This window comes from Paenibacillus chondroitinus NBRC 15376 (assembly GCF_004000765.1).
Classification (GTDB): domain Bacteria; phylum Bacillota; class Bacilli; order Paenibacillales; family NBRC-103111; genus Paenibacillus_E; species Paenibacillus_E chondroitinus.
The window spans coordinates 263,470-281,089 of sequence record NZ_BILW01000004.1 but is presented as its reverse complement, the minus strand read 5'-3'; the positions used below and the strand labels follow the sequence as shown (position 1 = coordinate 281,089).

General features: G+C 48.6%; 15 protein-coding genes. 2 read left to right on the top strand and 13 right to left on the bottom strand.

Translation table 11 applies throughout. The features are described 5' to 3' along the window. Positions 1-7 precede the first annotated feature (7 nt). From miaA to PCH02S_RS07585, 12 genes are all read right to left on the bottom strand, one after another. A complete protein-coding gene (miaA, locus tag PCH02S_RS07640) occupies positions 8-976 on the bottom strand; it encodes a tRNA (adenosine(37)-N6)-dimethylallyltransferase MiaA (RefSeq protein WP_127451631.1) in 969 nt (322 codons plus the stop codon). Continuing rightward, positions 970-1,641: a class I SAM-dependent methyltransferase gene (locus tag PCH02S_RS07635; protein ID WP_276562751.1), complete on the bottom strand. Its 672-nt coding sequence runs from the start codon at positions 1,639-1,641 to the stop codon at positions 970-972. The genes miaA and PCH02S_RS07635 overlap by 7 nt, the downstream gene beginning before the upstream one ends. A gap of 109 nt (positions 1,642-1,750) precedes the next feature. Next, positions 1,751-3,772, bottom strand: a complete 2,022-nt coding sequence (mutL, locus tag PCH02S_RS07630; RefSeq protein ID WP_127451627.1) for a DNA mismatch repair endonuclease MutL — start codon at positions 3,770-3,772, stop codon at positions 1,751-1,753. A gap of 6 nt (positions 3,773-3,778) precedes the next feature. Further along, positions 3,779-5,218: a S41 family peptidase gene (locus PCH02S_RS07625; protein ID WP_246068982.1), complete on the bottom strand. Its 1,440-nt coding sequence runs from the start codon at positions 5,216-5,218 to the stop codon at positions 3,779-3,781. Between the two features lie 50 nt (positions 5,219-5,268). Beyond that, the gene (mutS, locus tag PCH02S_RS07620; protein WP_127451625.1) at positions 5,269-7,893 is read right to left on the bottom strand and encodes a DNA mismatch repair protein MutS; all 2,625 of its coding nucleotides are present in this window, start codon (positions 7,891-7,893) and stop codon (positions 5,269-5,271) included. 205 nt (positions 7,894-8,098) lie between these two features. After that, the gene (locus PCH02S_RS07615) at positions 8,099-9,568 is read right to left on the bottom strand and encodes a putative amidoligase domain-containing protein (RefSeq protein ID WP_127451624.1); all 1,470 of its coding nucleotides are present in this window, start codon (positions 9,566-9,568) and stop codon (positions 8,099-8,101) included. Positions 9,569-9,676: 108 nt separating this feature from the next. Continuing rightward, positions 9,677-10,243, bottom strand: a complete 567-nt coding sequence (gene cotE, locus PCH02S_RS07610) for an outer spore coat protein CotE (RefSeq protein ID WP_127451622.1) — start codon at positions 10,241-10,243, stop codon at positions 9,677-9,679. Between the two features lie 114 nt (positions 10,244-10,357). Beyond that, entirely contained in the window at positions 10,358-11,317 is a 960-nt protein-coding gene (locus PCH02S_RS07605) for an aromatic acid exporter family protein (RefSeq protein ID WP_127451621.1), read from the bottom strand. A 69-nt stretch (positions 11,318-11,386) separates the two neighbouring features. Continuing rightward, positions 11,387-12,226, bottom strand: coding sequence for an ABC transporter permease (locus PCH02S_RS07600; RefSeq protein WP_174806746.1), 840 nt, complete (start codon positions 12,224-12,226; stop codon positions 11,387-11,389). Continuing rightward, a complete protein-coding gene (locus tag PCH02S_RS07595) occupies positions 12,226-12,996 on the bottom strand; it encodes an ABC transporter ATP-binding protein (protein WP_127451617.1) in 771 nt (256 codons plus the stop codon). Before PCH02S_RS07595 ends, PCH02S_RS07600 begins: the two co-directional genes overlap by 1 nt. Before the next feature lie 44 nt (positions 12,997-13,040). Continuing rightward, positions 13,041-14,054, bottom strand: coding sequence for an ABC transporter substrate-binding protein (locus PCH02S_RS07590; RefSeq protein WP_157324668.1), 1,014 nt, complete (start codon positions 14,052-14,054; stop codon positions 13,041-13,043). Positions 14,055-14,202: 148 nt separating this feature from the next. Continuing rightward, complete coding sequence (locus tag PCH02S_RS07585) at positions 14,203-15,723, bottom strand: carboxypeptidase M32 (RefSeq protein ID WP_127451616.1); 1,521 nt, start codon at positions 15,721-15,723, stop codon at positions 14,203-14,205. A 154-nt stretch (positions 15,724-15,877) separates the two neighbouring features. On the opposite strand from PCH02S_RS07585, the gene PCH02S_RS07580 reads away from it, so the two are divergent. Further along, a complete protein-coding gene (locus PCH02S_RS07580) occupies positions 15,878-16,201 on the top strand; it encodes an iron-sulfur cluster biosynthesis family protein (RefSeq protein ID WP_164819469.1) in 324 nt (107 codons plus the stop codon). Between the two features lie 50 nt (positions 16,202-16,251). After that, a complete protein-coding gene (locus tag PCH02S_RS07575; protein WP_127451612.1) occupies positions 16,252-16,821 on the top strand; it encodes a beta-class carbonic anhydrase in 570 nt (189 codons plus the stop codon). A 45-nt stretch (positions 16,822-16,866) separates the two neighbouring features. Here the strand turns inward: PCH02S_RS07575 and PCH02S_RS07570 are convergent, their stop codons facing one another. Continuing rightward, a complete protein-coding gene (locus PCH02S_RS07570; RefSeq protein ID WP_307719927.1) occupies positions 16,867-17,448 on the bottom strand; it encodes a nitroreductase family protein in 582 nt (193 codons plus the stop codon). Positions 17,449-17,620: the final 172 nt, after the last annotated feature.

Genomic DNA, 17,620 nt, shown 5'->3' with positions numbered 1-17,620 from the left:
ATATTTGTTAATTATATTCAATTTTATGTACAAACTTTCCTGCTAGTATATCACTAATCTTTTCGAAATGGTCAGAAAAATTTGCCGGCTCCGTTACATCCACCCAGTTGATATCTTTCATATGCCGGAACCAGGACAGCTGCCTCTTGGCAAAACGGCGTGTATCTCGCTTCAGCAGCGTCACAGCCGCATCAAGAGTGAGCTCGCCCTCCAAATAGCTGACGATTTCTTTGTAGCCGAGTGCTTGCATAGAAATAGCCTGTTTCGGACAACCTGCGGACAAAATCGACTGCACCTCGTCCACGAGTCCCTCTTGCATCATCTCGTCGATGCGCTCTTCAATGCGCTTATAGAGAAGCGCACGATCCATCGTCAGTCCAATGATACATAGTTCGTACGGGGACTCTTTTTTCTGGGCGGCCAAATGGGAAGTCATCGTCTCACCGGAGACATGATAGATTTCCATAGCCCGAATCACCCGTCTACGGTCATTTGCGTGCAGGCGGTCTGCGCTTTCCGGATCAATTTCACGCAGCTTCAAGTGCAGGGCTTCGTCGCCATGCTGAATCGCGTAGGCCTCCTGCTCAAGACGGAACGCTTCATCCATACTGACATCTGTAAATTGATAGTTATAACAGACGGACTCAATATATAAGCCTGTACCGCCAACGATAAATGGAAGCTTTCCACGCGAGTGGATATCAAGGATTAACGCTTTCACACGTTCTTGAAATTCCGCTGCAGAAAAAGGGTAGGAAGGATCATGAATATCAATCAAATGATGCGGAACTAGGCGCTGTTCAGCTTCGCTCGCTTTGGCTGTTCCTATATCCATCCCCCGATAGACCTGCATGGAATCTCCGGAAATAATTTCGCACCCGAACTTCTGGGCGATTTCTAAACTAAGCTTGGTCTTGCCAACTGCCGTGGGACCAAGAAGCACGAGTAATTTCGGCTTGGCTGATGGGGCTAACACAGTCGAATCACTCCATACGTTGTTTTGGTCGTCGATCGTAATACATGCTCAAAACCAAGACGCGCAAATTCCTTGCTGTCTCTGTTTTCTTTGAGCACAATGCTTTTGCGTGCAACGCGCCTGGCCTCATCGATTGAATCCAGCGTGACGGCCTCATCGTTCGCATTCCTTCTAAGATGAGAAATCGCTTGGGATTCTTCGATGGGATTGCGAAACATCGGATCAAAGTATACAACATCCACGCTTTTTGAACCTAATTGTTGCAAATAGGCATGATGATGTTGCTTGATGACCGATATGCGCCTCATGGCCTCGTTAAGCTCCGCAACCTCTGATTCGTAGAGCGCTAAGCCCTCTTGAATCAACATGGCCGGAATGGCTTCGCTTTCTACGGCAGTAACGCTTCCTTGCGCGCCGACGGCGAAGGAGAACACGATCGAATCTGACGCTAAACCTGCTGTACAATCCACAATAACATCGCCGCTTGCCGCACCTGAGGCTTCAACTAATAGGTCCGTTTCACCTCTAAGCATACGCTTCACGCGAACGAGTGCCATACTGGGATGGAAAAATGCTGCAGGATGGTCATCTTCATAGTACCTGATCTCTTCCCTGGTCACAAGCAGAAGGGCAGAATCCTTATTATTTTTCCTAAGATGTTCCAAAGAATACTTCCTTCGGGGGACGAATCGGCCGCCATAAGCCTCAGCCAATCGTCCGGCCTTGCTTACTATCTCAATCGAAGGATCAAAAGATGTCGTTACAATCACGGGGTTACATCACTCGCTTAAACATTTTTTCCAGTTCATAGGTCGTAAAACTAACAACAATAGGTCGTCCGTGCGGACATGTATACGGATTTCGGCAGCCCGCAAGACGGTCAATAAGGGTCTCCATCTCTAAGACACTAAGCCCTTGATTCGCTTTAATGGAGGCTTTGCAGGAACACATAATCGCTGCTTTCTCCCTCAGTTTGGCGATATCAACCGCCTTCTTCTCGCTAAGCACCCATTCGCACATTTCTTCGACGATGCTTTTTTCTTCCCCTGACGGGAACCAATGAGGATGAGCGCGAACCAGGAACGTATTGCCGCCAAAAGCTTCCATAAACACGCCGGCTTGTTCAAAAAGCGACAATCGATCCGCGAGAATCCCAGCCTCTGAAGGCGTAAACTCCAGTGTTATCGGAACAAGCAGTTCTTGGCTTGCCTCAGCAGGATTGCCAAAACGCTCATAATAATATTCATAATTAATCCGCTCATGTGCAGCATGCTGATCAATTAAGTATAGGCCATCGCCATTTTGTGCAATCAAATAGGTGCCATGCATTTGGCCGATTGGCTCTAAGCTTGGAAAAGCTGGCAGCTTCGGCTGATCGCTCTCTTCATGCGAAGGCAGCAAATCCATGAAGGCTTCATTCGTGCGGCGCTGCTGCTGTATCGAAACTTGTCTTGGATTTGCGGCTGCCGGCGAATATGAGCTGGCCGCCTGCGATGATGAGGTCCTATTGGAATAGGACGGACTCGGAGTGGCTGTATGTCTCTGAACCTCCGCAGGAGGAGACCATGATTTAGGTTCTGCCGTTCTCGCCGGCGGATCAAATACAGGCTTCTGCGGCTCAGGTTTGTAAGACGTCACGCTTTCTTTGATTTGAATCCGCGGAGCATCCGTTTCCATCGGAGTTTCCATTGCTTTTGCAACGCTAGGATTCGGTGCTGCTAACGGTTCAATCGTTCGCATGAGATCGAGCTGCTCCTGAATATAGGCGCCCTTCGGGGCTGACGGCTTGCTTCCCGTAGGAATCAAGACCTGACGGCCGAATAATCGTTTGACCTCGGCCTCGATTAGAGCGGTCAACTCCGCTTCTTTGCTGAAGCGGACCTCAAGCTTGGATGGATGCACATTCACATCCACCAGAGCAGGGTCCATCCCGATTTGCAGCACAGCAACCGGGAAGCGGTTGATCGGCAGCAGGGTATGATACCCCTGCAGCAGCGCTTGATTCAGCGCGAAATTGCGGACGTATCGGCCATTCACAATGGTCGATATGCCGCCGCGATTCGCGCGCGTCATTTCGGGCTTCGCAACGAAGCCCGTGATGGTGTAATCCAAGCTATCCACTTGGAGTGGAAGCATTTGCTTGCCGATGGCTGTGCCGTATATGCCGGCGATCACTTGAAGCAAATCGCCGTTGCCCAGCGTTTGCAGCAGCATATTGCCATTGTGCTTCAACGAGAAGGCAATGCCGGGGTGAGCTAGCGCTAACCGGTACATATAGTCCGAAATATGGCCTAGCTCGGTTTGGATCGTTTTCATATATTTGAGTCGCGCAGGCGTGTTATAAAATAAATCTCTTACCGTCACTTCGGTCCCGCGCGAAGCGGCTGTTTCTTCAACCGTCCGAATGGTCCCGCCTTCGATGGAGATTTTCCGCCCTAAACCATCACTGGTAGAGCTCGTCACACACTCCAGTCGGGAGACCGACGCGATACTTGGCAATGCCTCGCCGCGGAAACCCAATGTGCGAATCGAAAACAAATCTTTGCTTGTCGCAATTTTACTCGTCGCGTGCCGCTGGAAGGCTAATTCACAGTCTTCGAGCGCCATACCGGTCCCGTTATCCGACACGCGAATCAACTGCAGCCCACCTTCTTCGATGGTGACATCAATCCGTGTGCTCTCTGCATCGACCGAGTTCTCAACAAGCTCTTTGACGACGGAGGAAGGGCGTTCCACCACTTCCCCTGCGGCAATCTGGTTCGCGATATGTTCGCTTAAAAGCTGGATTTTACCCATAATACCCTAGTTCCCCTTTACAGCTCGGATGGAAACATGATCTCCTTGCTCTTTCACTTGCAGTTGCGGGAAATATTGCGCGAAGAGGTCAACATTCACATAGCTTGTACCATTTTCGATGATAAGCTTGTCATCCTCAACCGGAATGGCATGAGTCCCTTTGCTGTCGGAAATATCGACGGTATGGTTCGCTTCATTCCATGTAATAGTCGCACCAACTAAGGCTGCCAATCCGCGAGAAGTCGCAAACAATTTACCATTTTCATGGAAGTTTCCGAAACCGCTGCTAACTTCAACCCCATTGAATGTCACCAAATGATTGGAGATGTCAACTTGAACATCAGGGATGCCTGCTGTGTGCAAGGCTGTAATAAATTGAGCGGCTGGTCCATCTACCTTCACATCTGGCGTAATGCCGACTTTGTTCACTTTCCGTTTGTTCGGTGTCAGATACTCTTCAATCGTCACTTTCAATGCGCTGTTGTTATCTAGCTGATACAGCTGCTGTACGCTTCCTTTGCCATAAGTTTGCATACCGATTACTTTCGCAACATTATAATCCTGCAAAGCGCCTGACAACACTTCCGATGCGCTGGCACTATTCTCATTGGCTAAAATATAAACTGGAATCGATAGCTCGCTCCCGCCTTGAATCAATACGGGATCATCGACGCCATTGCGGTCTCTCGTATGAATGAGCACGCCGTCTTTCACGAAATGCTTCGCAATGTTCTGCGCGGTGTCCACAAGGCCTCCGGGGTTATTGCGCACATCCAGAATCAACGATTTCAAACCTTTGGCCTGAAGCGCGGCAAGCTGTGTATCAAAATCCTCATCCGCATCGCTGGAGAAATCTGTAATTTGGATGTATCCTACCCCATTCGTAAAGCTGTGGCTGTACACTTCTGGGACGTTAACCCCTTTGCGCGTAAGCTCAACGGTCAATTCCTTCTCTCCGCGAGCCACTGTAATCTTTACTTTCGAGCCTTCCACACCGATGATTTTGTTGCGCACTTCATCGATGGATGTTGTCGAGGCAGGCACACCGTCTACCGCACGGATGTAGTCATCCCGCTGCAAACCGGCGATTTCGGCAGCTGAACCTGCAAAAATTTCGGTTAAGTATACGCCTTTTTCGTCAATTCCAATGCGTGCACCCATACCAACATAATTATTTTCCAAAGAACTGGAGAACTGGCCAAACTCTTCTTTACTAAAGAAAACGGTGTAAGGATCTTTCAATCCATCGATCATTTGTTTAATACTTTGACCGGCCAAGGCTTCCTCCGTTACCCCGCTCACATGCATTTTCCCGATAATTTCTCTGACTTGCATGGTTTGCAAATCTTCTTGGGCTAATGCGGCGCTAGCAGGCAATACGGCCATTAAAGCAGAGACGAGAGCTAAAGTTACCTTCATTTTTTTCAATCTAGGTTGATTTTTCATGTGCGTCTCTCCTTGGGTTTTATAAAATGAATAGATGAGTGCCATCCGTTTTATTGCAGCTTTTGTTTCCATTCATAGACCAAATTCAGCGCCTGCAGAGGCGTCATATTGATTAAATCAATCCCTTTCAGCTGATCAATCACCAGCTGAGACTTGGTATCCGGCTTCTTCTTGCCGGACACAGCCGCCGTGCTGTCCTCCTCGAAGAGGGACAGCTGCTGAATCGGGGCGGACGCAGGAACAACGTCCGCCACCGCGGCGGCGACTTGGGCAGAGCCCGCCGCCCGCTCTTCAAAGCCATTCAGCAGCTCGTAGGAGCGCTGAATGATCGTATCCGGCAGCCCGGCGATTTCGGCACAATAAATGCCGTAACTCGTGCTAGCTGCCCCAGGAATAAGCTTGCGCAGGAAGGTTACCTGCCTGCCGCTTTCCTTGACCGCCATGCAATGATTGCGCAGATGGCGGAGGCTTTCTTCCAGATGCGCAAGCTCATGGAAGTGGGTCGATACAAGCGTCTTGCAGCCGATACGGTCATGCAAGAACTCGATAACGGCCTGCGCAATCGCCATGCCTTCTCCTGTTGAAGTGCCGCGTCCGAGTTCATCTATGATGACGAGGCTCTTGCTTGTCGCTTTCTCCGTCATCACTTGGATGTCCATCATCTCGACCATGAACGTGCTCTGCCCGCCGATCAAGTCATCGGCCGCTCCGATTCTCGTGAAGATCCGGTCCGTGACCGGAATCCGCGCGGATCTTGCAGGCACGAAACACCCGATCTGCGCCATCAGGCAGATGACGGCGACTTGCCGCATGTATGTACTCTTACCGGCCATGTTCGGACCGGTAATGAGCAGAATGCGGCCCTGCTCATCCTCAAGGCGCGTATCGTTCGCGATGAACGAGCCGTCTTGGATGACCGCCTCTACGACAGGGTGGCGGCCTTCTTCAATCTGGAGATCGAAGCCTTCGCCGATCTCCGGCTTGCGGAAATGCTGCGCCGCGCTGACAGCAGCCAGCGATTGGTATACGTCGGCGGTCGCGATCACCTCCGCCAGCTTCTGCAATCTGGAGATATGCTGAGAAATCCGGTCGCGAAGCTCCGTGAACAGTTCATACTCCAGATCAATCATTTTATCCTGCGCTTCCAGAATGAGCGCTTCTTTCTCTTTCAACTCCGGCGTGACGTAGCGTTCCGCATTCGCCAGTGTTTGTTTGCGTTCATAGCGGCCTTCTTGAAGCGCCGACATGTTCGCTTTGGTCACCTCAATGAAGTAACCGAACACTTTGTTGTAGCCGATCTTAAGCGATTTAATGCCCGTCGCTTCGCGTTCCTGGCGCTCCAGCTCCGCAATCCACTGCTTCCCGTTGGTGCTTGCCTCACGCAGTTGATCCAGGTAAGGCTGATAGCCTTCACGAATCATTCCGCCATCCCGGATGGATACCGGAGGCTCATCGACAATCGCGTTGGAAATCCACGACATCACATCGTCGCAGACATCCATATTTTCAACAAGCTTACGCAGCGTTGCAGAACCCGATTGTGCGCAAACTTCCTGCAGTAACGGCACCTGCTGCAAGGAATGCTTCAGAGCGACCATATCGCGGGCATTCGCATTACCGTAAGAGATGCGCGCTACTAGACGTTCCAAATCGTAGACTTCCTTCAACGCTTGCTTCACGTCATCACGTACGATGAGCTGATTGTAAAGCAAGTCGACAGCTTCCAGACGCTCTTCAATGCGCGAAACGCTCATGAGCGGCTTCTCGATCCAGCGGCGCAGCATCCGTGCGCCCATTGCCGTTACGGTTTTGTCGAGCAGCCAAAGCAAGGAGCCCTTTTTCGCGCGTTCGCGGACTGTCTCTACGAGTTCAAGATTTCTACGTGTAAAAGGATCCATCGTCATAAATTGGTCAGGTTCATAGACCCTTATATGTTTCACGTGCGTAAGGGCACGTTTCTGCGTTTCTTTCAAATAAGCCAGCAGTAAAGCCACGCCGTTACGATTAAGTGCCGATAAACCGGAAAGCGCGGAATCTTCTGCAAAATGCTCGTCCAGCAGCTTCTCGTCCGACTGCGTCCATTCGGTTAATACCGTGCTCCGTCCCCAAGTGACGCCGGACTCGCGAATTGTCGTTAATAAAGCCGCATCCGTAATAATCTCGGACGGGTTGTACACATTAAGCTCATCTACAACGAGCTCCCAGGAAGGAGCTAATTTCGTCGTATACAACTCGCCGGTTGAAATATCGCATGCCGTAAAGGCATACCCTGCTTCGCGGCTTACCAGAGAAACAATGTAATTGTTGCTGGATTCCCCTAACAGCTTGCTGTCCATGACCGTACCCGGTGTCACAATCCTGACAATTTCGCGGCGGACAACGCCTTTGGCCTCAGCAGGATCTTCGACCTGTTCGCAAATCGCTACTTTGTAGCCCTTCTCGATCAAACGAGACATATAATTCTCAGCCGAGTGATGAGGCACGCCACACATCGGAATTTTCTCGTCTGCGCCGCCTTCTCTTCCGGTTAAGGTGATTTCCAGCTCACGGGAAGCGTTGATGGCATCTTCAAAAAACATTTCATAAAAATCCCCCAGACGAAAAAACAAAAAAGCATCCGGGACCTGCGCCTTCACGGCCAAGTATTGCTGAATCATCGGCGTATATTGGGCCACCTTGCGTTCCTCCAACCAATCACGTTATTCATTAATCAAACACTATGAAACTACAATTTTCCTTTTCATAGACAGGCAAAATATTAAAAAGCAGTAACCGCTAAAGGCCCGCTCGCCCGAAAACAGCCTGCCGGTTGGACAGGGCACATTCGGATCTACGAGCCTCTAGCGTTAGCCAATCTTCCATCTTTATATAGATAATCTATTATAACATGATTCCTTCTTCAATTGCTTCTTTACGGTTGTACGGAGCAATTTTCCAAGCTTTGCGAAAGTCTTCTCTCTCATCCCAAGGTTTCATGGATAAAACTCGCTTGCGGAAGCGGTCGAGAACGGCTGCGTGCACCTCATAACCCTTCAACTGCTCTAGATCCTGCCAAAGCTTGGCAACCACACTGTAAAGCCGCTGCTTATCTCCGCTATAATAGGCCGCTTGAATGTCCAGATCCTGCAGCGGCTGCCTTGCAAGCAGCCAGTAATTATCCGCTATAAGCGCAGCAAGCGCGAAAACCCCGCGCGTGATCAAAGGCGAATGCATCCAGCTCGGCAGCGTGCGGTACTCGAAGCCTCCGTGCGACTTTTTGCGGAAGTCGCCGAGAAAGCCGTATCTGGGGCGGCGCTGACCCGTCGTGTCGCCTTCGATCAAGATCAAAGGCAGCGCGAGGTAGTTATCGAGCGCGCGCAGAAGATGGGCATTCAGCCAGCAGCGGCTGAAGTGGATATGTCCGCCGAGGGGGTAGCCCCCCACCGGCATGCCGCCTGAGAGCCACGCCAGGCTCTCGTCAGGGATGGACCGCGCGGCGAGCTGCATCGTAGACAGCAGGTTCCTCGCCAGCTCGCGCGGGTCTGCGCTGGGCTGCGGCCGCAGCTCCGCCAGCGGCAGGATCAGGCGTTGCCCGCTGAGCACGATGGCATCGCAGCCGACATCGCCTTTCCGTGTCAGGAAGCGGTCGGCGAAGACGACTTCGCCTTGCGGGCTCAGGAGCAGGAACTCGGGATCGGTCCCTAGCATAACCCGCTCCTTGCGCAGCATTTCCTTCGATAGTGCGAGCTCATACCGGTCAATGGCCTGTGCGAACAACTGCGCGAGCCTGTCATTGAGTTTAGGTACCGGATCTACATCCAAAACAACGGTATGCCCGGAGGCCAGAACTCCGATTGTAACCAATCCATAATCCAGTCCTAGCGCATATATGGCTTTTACCGCCTCACGGCTTGCTCGGCGCACATGAAAGCTGGCTCGATCCGGCAGGACTTCTATGTAGGCGGAGCTTGCGTTTGCTTGCCGCTGGTTAAACAGCGTTTTCTCAGACAGCAGCAGTGTTTCTTTTTTCTCGTAAACAATAAGCGTTTGTAAGTGAAAGACAGCCACTTTATATTTGTGGGTGAACGTCAGCGGGGCATCCTTCATCAAACCGCGTTTCTTCAGTGAAGCTATGGTCTTCAACCCATGCATGGCCAGCTGCTCGTCACGCTTAGCGCTTGCCTTCGCTCTTAGAATCGCTCGAATTGGCTGCAGCGCCTGTTTCTGTGGCCATTCATCATGAGCGGCTCCCCAATGAATGATGGTCCGTCCCTGCCAATCATCCGGAAGTTTCGTACCGCTCGGAATTTGAATAAGATCAGCCAGCTCCAGTGCTTCTTTCTCCTGTGCGTGCAGTAAAAATGATTCCATCGAGATTGCCCCTTCTTGTGTAGCCCAAATATGTCAATAAAACAAAAAAGAGGGCAAATGCCCTCTGCCGAACCTGCTACGCCAGCATACACTGGCGTATAGGGTTCATTAATCCAGATCATCTTCAAGAAGTTCGGCATCGAGATCCTCGAAATCTCCATCGCCGCTATCATCGAAGTCCACATGTTTGTCATCGAAATCTCCCGGACCATACGGGCTCACAATGACAAACACTTTCGTTTCGGCAGTGAGCTCGACTTGGAACTCGCGCTCAACCCGAATCACTACGCTGTCGCCGCTTGTAGCAATACTGGCTTCCACACAGTTTGGCTCTTGCGTTGCGACAGCGGATACTTCAGCTGTCGTTGGCTTATGTTTTTTGTCCAGATAGCTTAGTCCGACGACTTCTACATAAGAAACGGTTTCTTTTGCTACGTCTGTTTTCGTGTTGCGATCGTAAGAATACCAGATGTTGATATCATAAGTACCAACTACCTCTACGCCCTCTCCAGATTGGATCGCCTCGAATTGGTTATTAATAATCCAAGCGCCCAATATACTGGTCGGAGAAAAGGGCGGAGTCACGGTATGACTTACATGTGAAAATTTGCGACCTTTACCGCAGACAGCTTTAGTAATGATCTCTCTGCTTTGCAAATCTTTATCTAATGACATCCTTTCAACCTCCTCCATACAATCATTCATTACAAGTGTATGCAGGACAGTAGTCTAGAGTGACAATTATTTTATATTATTTTTGCTGTTTAAAAATAGGAATATCTGTTAGAGTCAACCCGCCCCCGCGCGGTGTTTTTTTTGCTTTTTGGCAATCGATAAATAGATCTTCAGCTCTCTGTTTAGCAGTAAAATCGCGGATCGGACCTCGAATTCCTCGCGGCTTTCCGGCAGGCTCATCTGCTTATAACGGGCATCCAGCTCTTGCAATTCTTTCTCCGCTTCGCCTGTATAATAGTCTTCCTTCACAGATTGGCTAATATCTTCAAGAATCTTTGCGAGCAGTTCTCCTTGCGGTAAAGCCTGATACACCTGCGCGACCAGAACGAGCATCCGATTCACCGATTCCAGCTGCTCACCCCTCATATAGAAATAAACCCGCCAGTAGGGTTCTCCTCCGAATAGAAGCGTATTATCTAACGAGCGTTTGGCAAGGGCGGCACCCAGATCAATTTGTTCGCTGACCTCAAGAAGTTCTTTCCCATCCCAAACGATGGAATTATCCCGCAGATGCTTGGCCATATTCATAAAAATGATTGAAAATAAGTCCTCTACTCTTCTTTTCTGGTCCGCCATTGCTTTATCCGCCTTTGGCATGTAAGCAATATTGATAAGTGTAGCAACGCCTAATCCGATAAGAAGTAAAATGATTTCGTTCCATATGGCTGCCCAGCTATCATCCTCATACGCATAAAGATGAAGCAAAACAACAGCTCCGGTCACGGCTCCCTCTGAAATCCGCATGCGATGCAGTACCGGGAATACGAACAAAATGAATAAAACAACGACCCAAATATGAAAACCCAAGAACCTGAATAACAGGCTGCCCATCAACAGTGCGAGCATAGAGGAAGCTATGCGGTGCAATGAGCTTTCTATTCCTTTTTTCTTCGTTACTTCTATTCCGAGAATAGCTAACAGCCCTGCGGCGGCCGGCGTTTTGATCCCGAATAGATGAGCAAGATACATCGCTACCCCCACCGCAATGGCCGTTTTGAGCACGCGAAAGCCCATAGCTTTTCACCTCTTTACTGGTTGTACTATGGGCTCCATTATTTCATTTTGATTGCAAGGTGGCAAGTATTACCGATGTTTTGTCAATCTTTTTTCTAAATTGGATACGATCTGGTACATGAAAGTCGCTACAATCGCAATAACGAACAACGTTGAGATAACCAATGTAAAATTAAAAACTTGAAAGCCGTATATGATTAAATACCCGAGACCCATTTGAGAGACTAGAAATTCCCCTACAATGACACCGATCCACGCTAAGCCTACATTTACTTTCAAAGTCGAGACAATCGCAGGAAACGATGCGGGTAGAATAACTTTTTGGAATACGGTTCTCTTCGTACCCCCGAATAAGGACACTACTTTCACGTAATTCTGATCAACCTCTTTGAAGCTGCCATAAACAACAAGAGTAGTTATAATGACAGTAATCGAAAGGGTCGTCGCAATGATTGAGAGCAATCCTGGACCCAACCCAACGATAAAAAGAGGCCCTAATGCAACCTTCGGCATACTATTTAAAACGACAATATAAGGGTCAAGCACCCTGGAAAGAAACGGTGACCACCAAATGACGACAGCCAATGCAGTGCCAAATAATGTGCCCAGCACAAAACCTATGATTGTCTCGACAACCGTGACACCCACATGAGGAAGCAGGCTTCCGTCCAGCAGTTTATCCCAGAGCAGCTTAAATACCTTCGTTGGATAACTGAACAGGAGAACATCAATCCATTTTAAGCGGGCCGCGACTTCCCATAGAGCAAAAAACACAAGTAAAATGATGAGTTGAACAAGCCTTACCTGCTTCGTTTCCCTCTTTTTTGCTTGAGCGAACCGCTCATGAACCTGTTTGGTAAGTGAATCTTCAGTTGCTATATGTTTAGCCGATTGGCGTTGATTTTCCATCATGCTTCATGCCCTCCAAACTCCTGCCAAATCAATCGAAAGAGTGCATGGAACCCTGGCAATTCTCTTGCTTCAAAAGGCACTGTTGTGCGAATTTCATCTGGAATACGGAATTCTTGCCGTATCCGCCCTGGGTTAGGATCCAGGACAATAATGCGGTCACTCATCGCAATGGCCTCAGAAATGTCATGCGTTACAAGGAGCGCTGTTTTCTTCTTGGCTTGCAGCGTTTCCACCACCAAATCTTCCAGCTGAAGCTTCGTCTGGTAGTCGAGTGCAGAAAACGGTTCATCCAACAGCAGCAGCTCGGGCTCGGTAGCAAGTGTGCGGACCAAAGCGACTCGTTGGCGCATACCCCCGGAAAGCTGAGAAGGATAATAATCCTTGAAGCTGTACAGCCCCATCTCTTCCAGCAAGTGAAGCACGTTTTGCTTCTTTTCTTTGGTCAAAACCCCTGCAACCTCTAATCCCATGCAGGCATTATCTTCAATCGTCCGCCAAGGGAACAGATAATCCTGCTGCAGCATGTAACCAACCCTTGTCGATGGACCGTTCACTGCGTTCCCAGCAACCGTCACGGTGCCTACGGTCGGCCGAATCAGACCGGCAATGATCGACAAGAGAGTCGTCTTCCCACAGCCGCTTGGTCCGATGAGACTTACAAATTCGCCGTGCGCTACCGCAAAATCGATCCCTTGCACAGCAAGTGTCGCCCTCTCTTCGGTCACGTAAACTTGAGTTACATTTTGAACCGTCACAGCTGAATCCATGTTCGTACCCCCCTCTCGCCCTTCATTGCCTTCCCACGTTCTTCTTAAGGTTTTACAGTCGATTTGGCTTTCTCAGCAAATGTGTTGTTCACCAGCGTTTTCCAAGCCACTTTCTCCTTCAACTCACCTGCAGAAGTCATGACATCGAGCAAATTGTTCCATTCCTGCTCATCGACGATTCCGTCTGTGGCAAACGAACCTTGATCTTTGTAACGTTTAACAACACTTTTTACGATTTCAACATCGATATCTTTAAAATAAGGCAAAACGGCATTCGTGATTTCATCTACACTTTTCGCTGCAACCCATAGCTGTGCACGTTGGATAGCATTTGTGAACTTTTGAACCGTACCCGGATTTTGCTTGATGAAGCTTTGTTTCGTCATGAATACCGTGTATGGCAGGTGACCGCTCTCGACGCCAAAGGAAGCCAGCACGAATCCTTTTCCTTCTTTCTCAACAATCGATGCCTGTGGTTCAAACAACTGCACATATTCCCCGGTTCCCGACGAATACGCCGAAGCGATGTTCGCAAAATCGATGTTTTGAATCAACTGCAGATCTTTCTGAGGGTCGATGTTGTGCTTCTTGAGCGTGAACTCCCCTGCCATCTGTGGCATTCCGCCTTTTCTTTGGCCGAGGAATACAGATCCTTTGAGTGAATTCCAATCAAATTGATCCACTTTCTTGCGAGCCACGAGGAAAGTTCCGTCCGTTTGCGTTAATTGTGCAAAATTAATAACAGGATCATCTGAACCTTGCTGCGACACATAAATGGACGTTTCCGAGCCAACCAGCGCCACATCGATGGCATTCGAGAGCAAAGCCGTCATGGTTTTGTCGCCGCCAGGTGTTGTTGTAAGCTCTACATCAAGGCCTTCATCCTTGAAAAAGCCCTGTGACAGCGCCACATACTGTGGTGCATAAAATAAAGATCGCGTTACCTCACCAATGCGAACCTTGGTTGTTTCCGTGCTTTTCGTTCCGCAAGCCGAAACGATGCTGCTGAGCAGCAAGACCACGGATAAAGCCACTCCCCATTTTTTCCGAATCTTCATACGACGTCCCTCCGCTAAAGTAGTAATCTATCCTATGCAGGAGCCCAGAAGACGGTTAATGGCAACTTTTGGCTAAATTGTTTGTTGCAGCACAAAAAACAGCATCCCAAGACAGTTGTCACTGCCGAAGGATGCTGCTTTTATGATTTTATATGCCGTATACCGACTTATACTTTTCTTCCAAATACTGAACCAAATACTCAGGGTTCAACTCTTCACCCGTTACTTGGCGAATAATTTCATTTGGCGTCAGCAGTTTTCCATGCTTATATACTTTCTCTGTGAGCCATTCCTTAATCGGCGCCAGATTGCCTTCGGCGATCAGGCTTTCGAAAGCCGGCAGCTCTTTACGTAAGGTTTGGGTAAATTGTGCGGCATACATGTTGCCGAGCGCGTAGGATGGGAAATACCCGAACGCTCCCCCTGACCAGTGCACGTCTTGCAGTACGCCCTCGCCATCATTTGCCGGCGTTACACCCAAATACTCTTCATATTTGGCATTCCAGGCCGCAGGCAAATCCGCTACTGCGATGGTTCCGTTAAACAGCCCTTTTTCCAGCTCATAACGAATCATGATATGTAAGTTGTACGTCAGTTCATCCGCTTCAATACGGATCAGGGATGGTTCAATGTGGTTAATCGCCTTATAAAACGTATCGACATCCACTTGATCGATCTGTGGAGAAAACGTCGTTTGCAATTCACCATAATATCTATTCCAGAACGCTTTGCTGCGGCCAATCACATTTTCCCAGAAACGGGACTGTGATTCGTGAATGCCCATGGAGGTTCCGGTGCACAGGTTAGTGCCTACCAAATCGTCGGAAATGTTCTGCTCATACAGCGCATGTCCGCCTTCATGAATCGTTCCGAATAATGCGGAAGTGATATCGTTAGGCAAATAGCGCGTTGTAATCCGCACATCTCCTGGATTCAGCGCCGTCGCGAACGGATGCACCGTTTCGTCCAATCGGCCAGCTTCGAAATCGTACTGCATTTGCTTCAAAATCGATAGGGAAAATTGTTTCTGTTTGCTAATCTCGAATTGTTGATCCAGGAAAGAGCGATCCGGTTGATTCGGAGACGCTTGGATACGCTGCAGCAAAGGAACTGCTTTCTCGCGCAAAGCCCCGAAGACCTCATCCAGCTTCTCAACCGTCATGCCAGGTTCGTACATATCGAGGAGCGTGTTATATTTATGGCCTTCATATCCCCATAGTTCAATAAACTCTTGGGTTGTCGCCACAATTTTCTCCAAATACGGCTGGAACGAATCCCAATCGGAATTGTGCTTGGCATCTTCCCAAGCGGATTCAGCTTGCGATGTCAGCACGACATAGGCTTGATATTTCTCGGCAGGTATCTTTTTGGAGCGGTCATATTCTTTTTTACACTCTTCAACCATTTTTCTCGAAATGGCATCGAGCTGTTCAAGCTCAGCAGGCTGCGTGAAAAAAGCAACATATTCGCCCATTTCATCGGAAGTGGACATCCGGAATACTTCGGTGGAGAGCTCTCCAACTACTTCAGAGCGTGTTCCAATCCCCTTTTTCGGGGCACCAGTCCGCATATCCCAATAAATTAGGGCAATGGCCTCCTCGTACTGCTTCATTTTACGAACATAGGCTTTGAACGATTCCAGCTTGGCTGTGGCAGTTTGCACACTCATGCTTCAAATCTCCTCCCATCAATTTCTATTTTCATCATACTTCGTCCCTTCCCCAGAATCAAATTTATTGAACTTGTGGTAAAATAATGACTAGCCATTATTTTTAATGCGAGTTAAATTCATTGTCAAACAACATAGTGAGGAGATAACATCCATGAAAATTACATTTACCGATTCAGCGATTGAGCGATTAACCCCATATATGGGCCAAGGTGACGCCCAGTTGAAGCTTGTTTTCGATACAGAAGGATGCGGTTGTTCCGTTAACGGAGTGCCGACGCTCTGGCTGGTTTCAGAAGAAAGTCAACAGGATTTAACTGCCGAAACCAATGCTTTTAAGCTGATCTATAACAGCAAGGATGAAATTTTTTATGAAGCTAATATGAAAATTGACTTTTCTGAAGGAAATAAATCCTATATACTGAAGAGTAATAATCAGATTTACAATGCGGGTATGGGCTTGGTTGACAAAAGATAAAGCTGCATGGAACGTATAAGCAGCACAATAACTTGCCTGGAGGAGAAACCATGTCTTTGATTAGTGAAATTTTGAATTACAATGAACAATTTGTAGCAAAAGAGGAATACAAAGAATTTCTGACTACGAAGTTTCCAGACAAAAAAATGGTTGTTCTAACATGTATGGATGCGCGTTTAGTCGAACTATTGCCTAAGGCGATGAATTTGCACAACGGTGACGCCAAAATCATCAAAAATGCCGGAGCCATTGTCTCCCACCCATTTGGCAGTATTATGCGCAGTATCATTGTAGCTGTTTATGAGCTCGATGCAGATGAAGTATTCGTAATCGGCCATTACGACTGCGGGATGACGGGGCTGAATTCGGACAAGGTGATCGCAAGCGCCAAAAAACGCGGCATTTCCGACGATGTCATCACAACGCTCGGCCATTCCGGTATCGATTTGTCAAGCTGGTTGACAGGCTTTGACCATGCTCGTGAAGGAATCGAGAAAAGCGTAAATATTATTCGCAATCATCCGCTGCTTCCCAAAAACTTGCCGGTTCACGGGCTGATTATTGACCCGCAAACGGGAAGATTGGATTTAATCGAAGATGGCTATAAGGATGCTGAATAAGCATGATAAAAAAACCTCACGGGAATCGTGAGGTTTTTTGCTTTTCTATACCGACTCTTTAATAATCAGCTTCTCTCTTGCATCGGTCCGCTGCCTTACAGCTGGTACTTGCTCCGGGTATCCGATGTGCAGCAAGCCTACAATTTTCTCCCCTGGCTTAACACCTACCGCCTCGCGGAAGTTCGGACTGTGGATAAACGGGTTCGTCTTCCATACAACGCCAACCCCCGCTTCCCATGCAGCCAGTTGAAAATTCTGTATCAAGCAGCAAACGCAGGCGAAATCTTCTTCCCATTGCTTCTGTCTCGGATCTTCGTTCATGACAACAACGAGATGGGCCGGGATCTGCATGAAATAGTCCAGTTTCTGCGCAGCGAGCCTTTCTTTCTCCTCCGCCGTGTAAGTGCGGATCATAGCTTCAGCAAGCGGCTTACGCGCTTCGCCTTTATATAAAATAAACCTCCAAGGCTCCCTTAGGCCGTGTGTTGGCGCCCATACCGCTACGTTAAGCAGCTCAGTTATAAGGCCCGTGTCGATGGGATCGCTTTTAAATGCGCGGACAGAACGTCTGTTTTTAATCAATTCGCTGATTGCGCCTAATTTCTCATTTTGCATAGTATTCATCATGCTTGTGCCTCCAATTTGGTTAATCTATTGCTTCAATGTACAAATTCCCTCAACATACAACGATAAGTTCCATTCGACTAGGCCAAATTACGCAACCGATCATGATAATCATTCTCATTTTCGCAAAAGGATAACTAACTGTCAATCTTTTTTATGCCATTCTCTTCCATTT

Coding starts and splice junctions, on each gene's coding strand:
- PCH02S_RS07600 (WP_174806746.1), bottom strand. CDS start 12,226: ATGGAAAATCAACGCCAATCGGCTAAACATATAGCAACTGAAGATTCA.
- PCH02S_RS07580 (WP_164819469.1), top strand. CDS start 15,878: ATGAAAATTACATTTACCGATTCAGCGATTGAGCGATTAACCCCATAT.
- PCH02S_RS07595 (WP_127451617.1), bottom strand. CDS start 12,996: ATGGATTCAGCTGTGACGGTTCAAAATGTAACTCAAGTTTACGTGACC.
- mutL (WP_127451627.1), bottom strand. CDS start 3,772: ATGGGTAAAATCCAGCTTTTAAGCGAACATATCGCGAACCAGATTGCC.
- PCH02S_RS07605 (WP_127451621.1), bottom strand. CDS start 11,317: ATGGGCTTTCGCGTGCTCAAAACGGCCATTGCGGTGGGGGTAGCGATG.
- PCH02S_RS07615 (WP_127451624.1), bottom strand. CDS start 9,568: ATGGAATCATTTTTACTGCACGCACAGGAGAAAGAAGCACTGGAGCTG.
- PCH02S_RS07590 (WP_157324668.1), bottom strand. CDS start 14,054: ATGAAGATTCGGAAAAAATGGGGAGTGGCTTTATCCGTGGTCTTGCTG.
- cotE (WP_127451622.1), bottom strand. CDS start 10,243: ATGTCATTAGATAAAGATTTGCAAAGCAGAGAGATCATTACTAAAGCT.
- PCH02S_RS07575 (WP_127451612.1), top strand. CDS start 16,252: ATGTCTTTGATTAGTGAAATTTTGAATTACAATGAACAATTTGTAGCA.
- PCH02S_RS07570 (WP_307719927.1), bottom strand. CDS start 17,448: ATGATGAATACTATGCAAAATGAGAAATTAGGCGCAATCAGCGAATTG.
- PCH02S_RS07585 (WP_127451616.1), bottom strand. CDS start 15,723: ATGAGTGTGCAAACTGCCACAGCCAAGCTGGAATCGTTCAAAGCCTAT.
- PCH02S_RS07625 (WP_246068982.1), bottom strand. CDS start 5,218: ATGAAAAATCAACCTAGATTGAAAAAAATGAAGGTAACTTTAGCTCTC.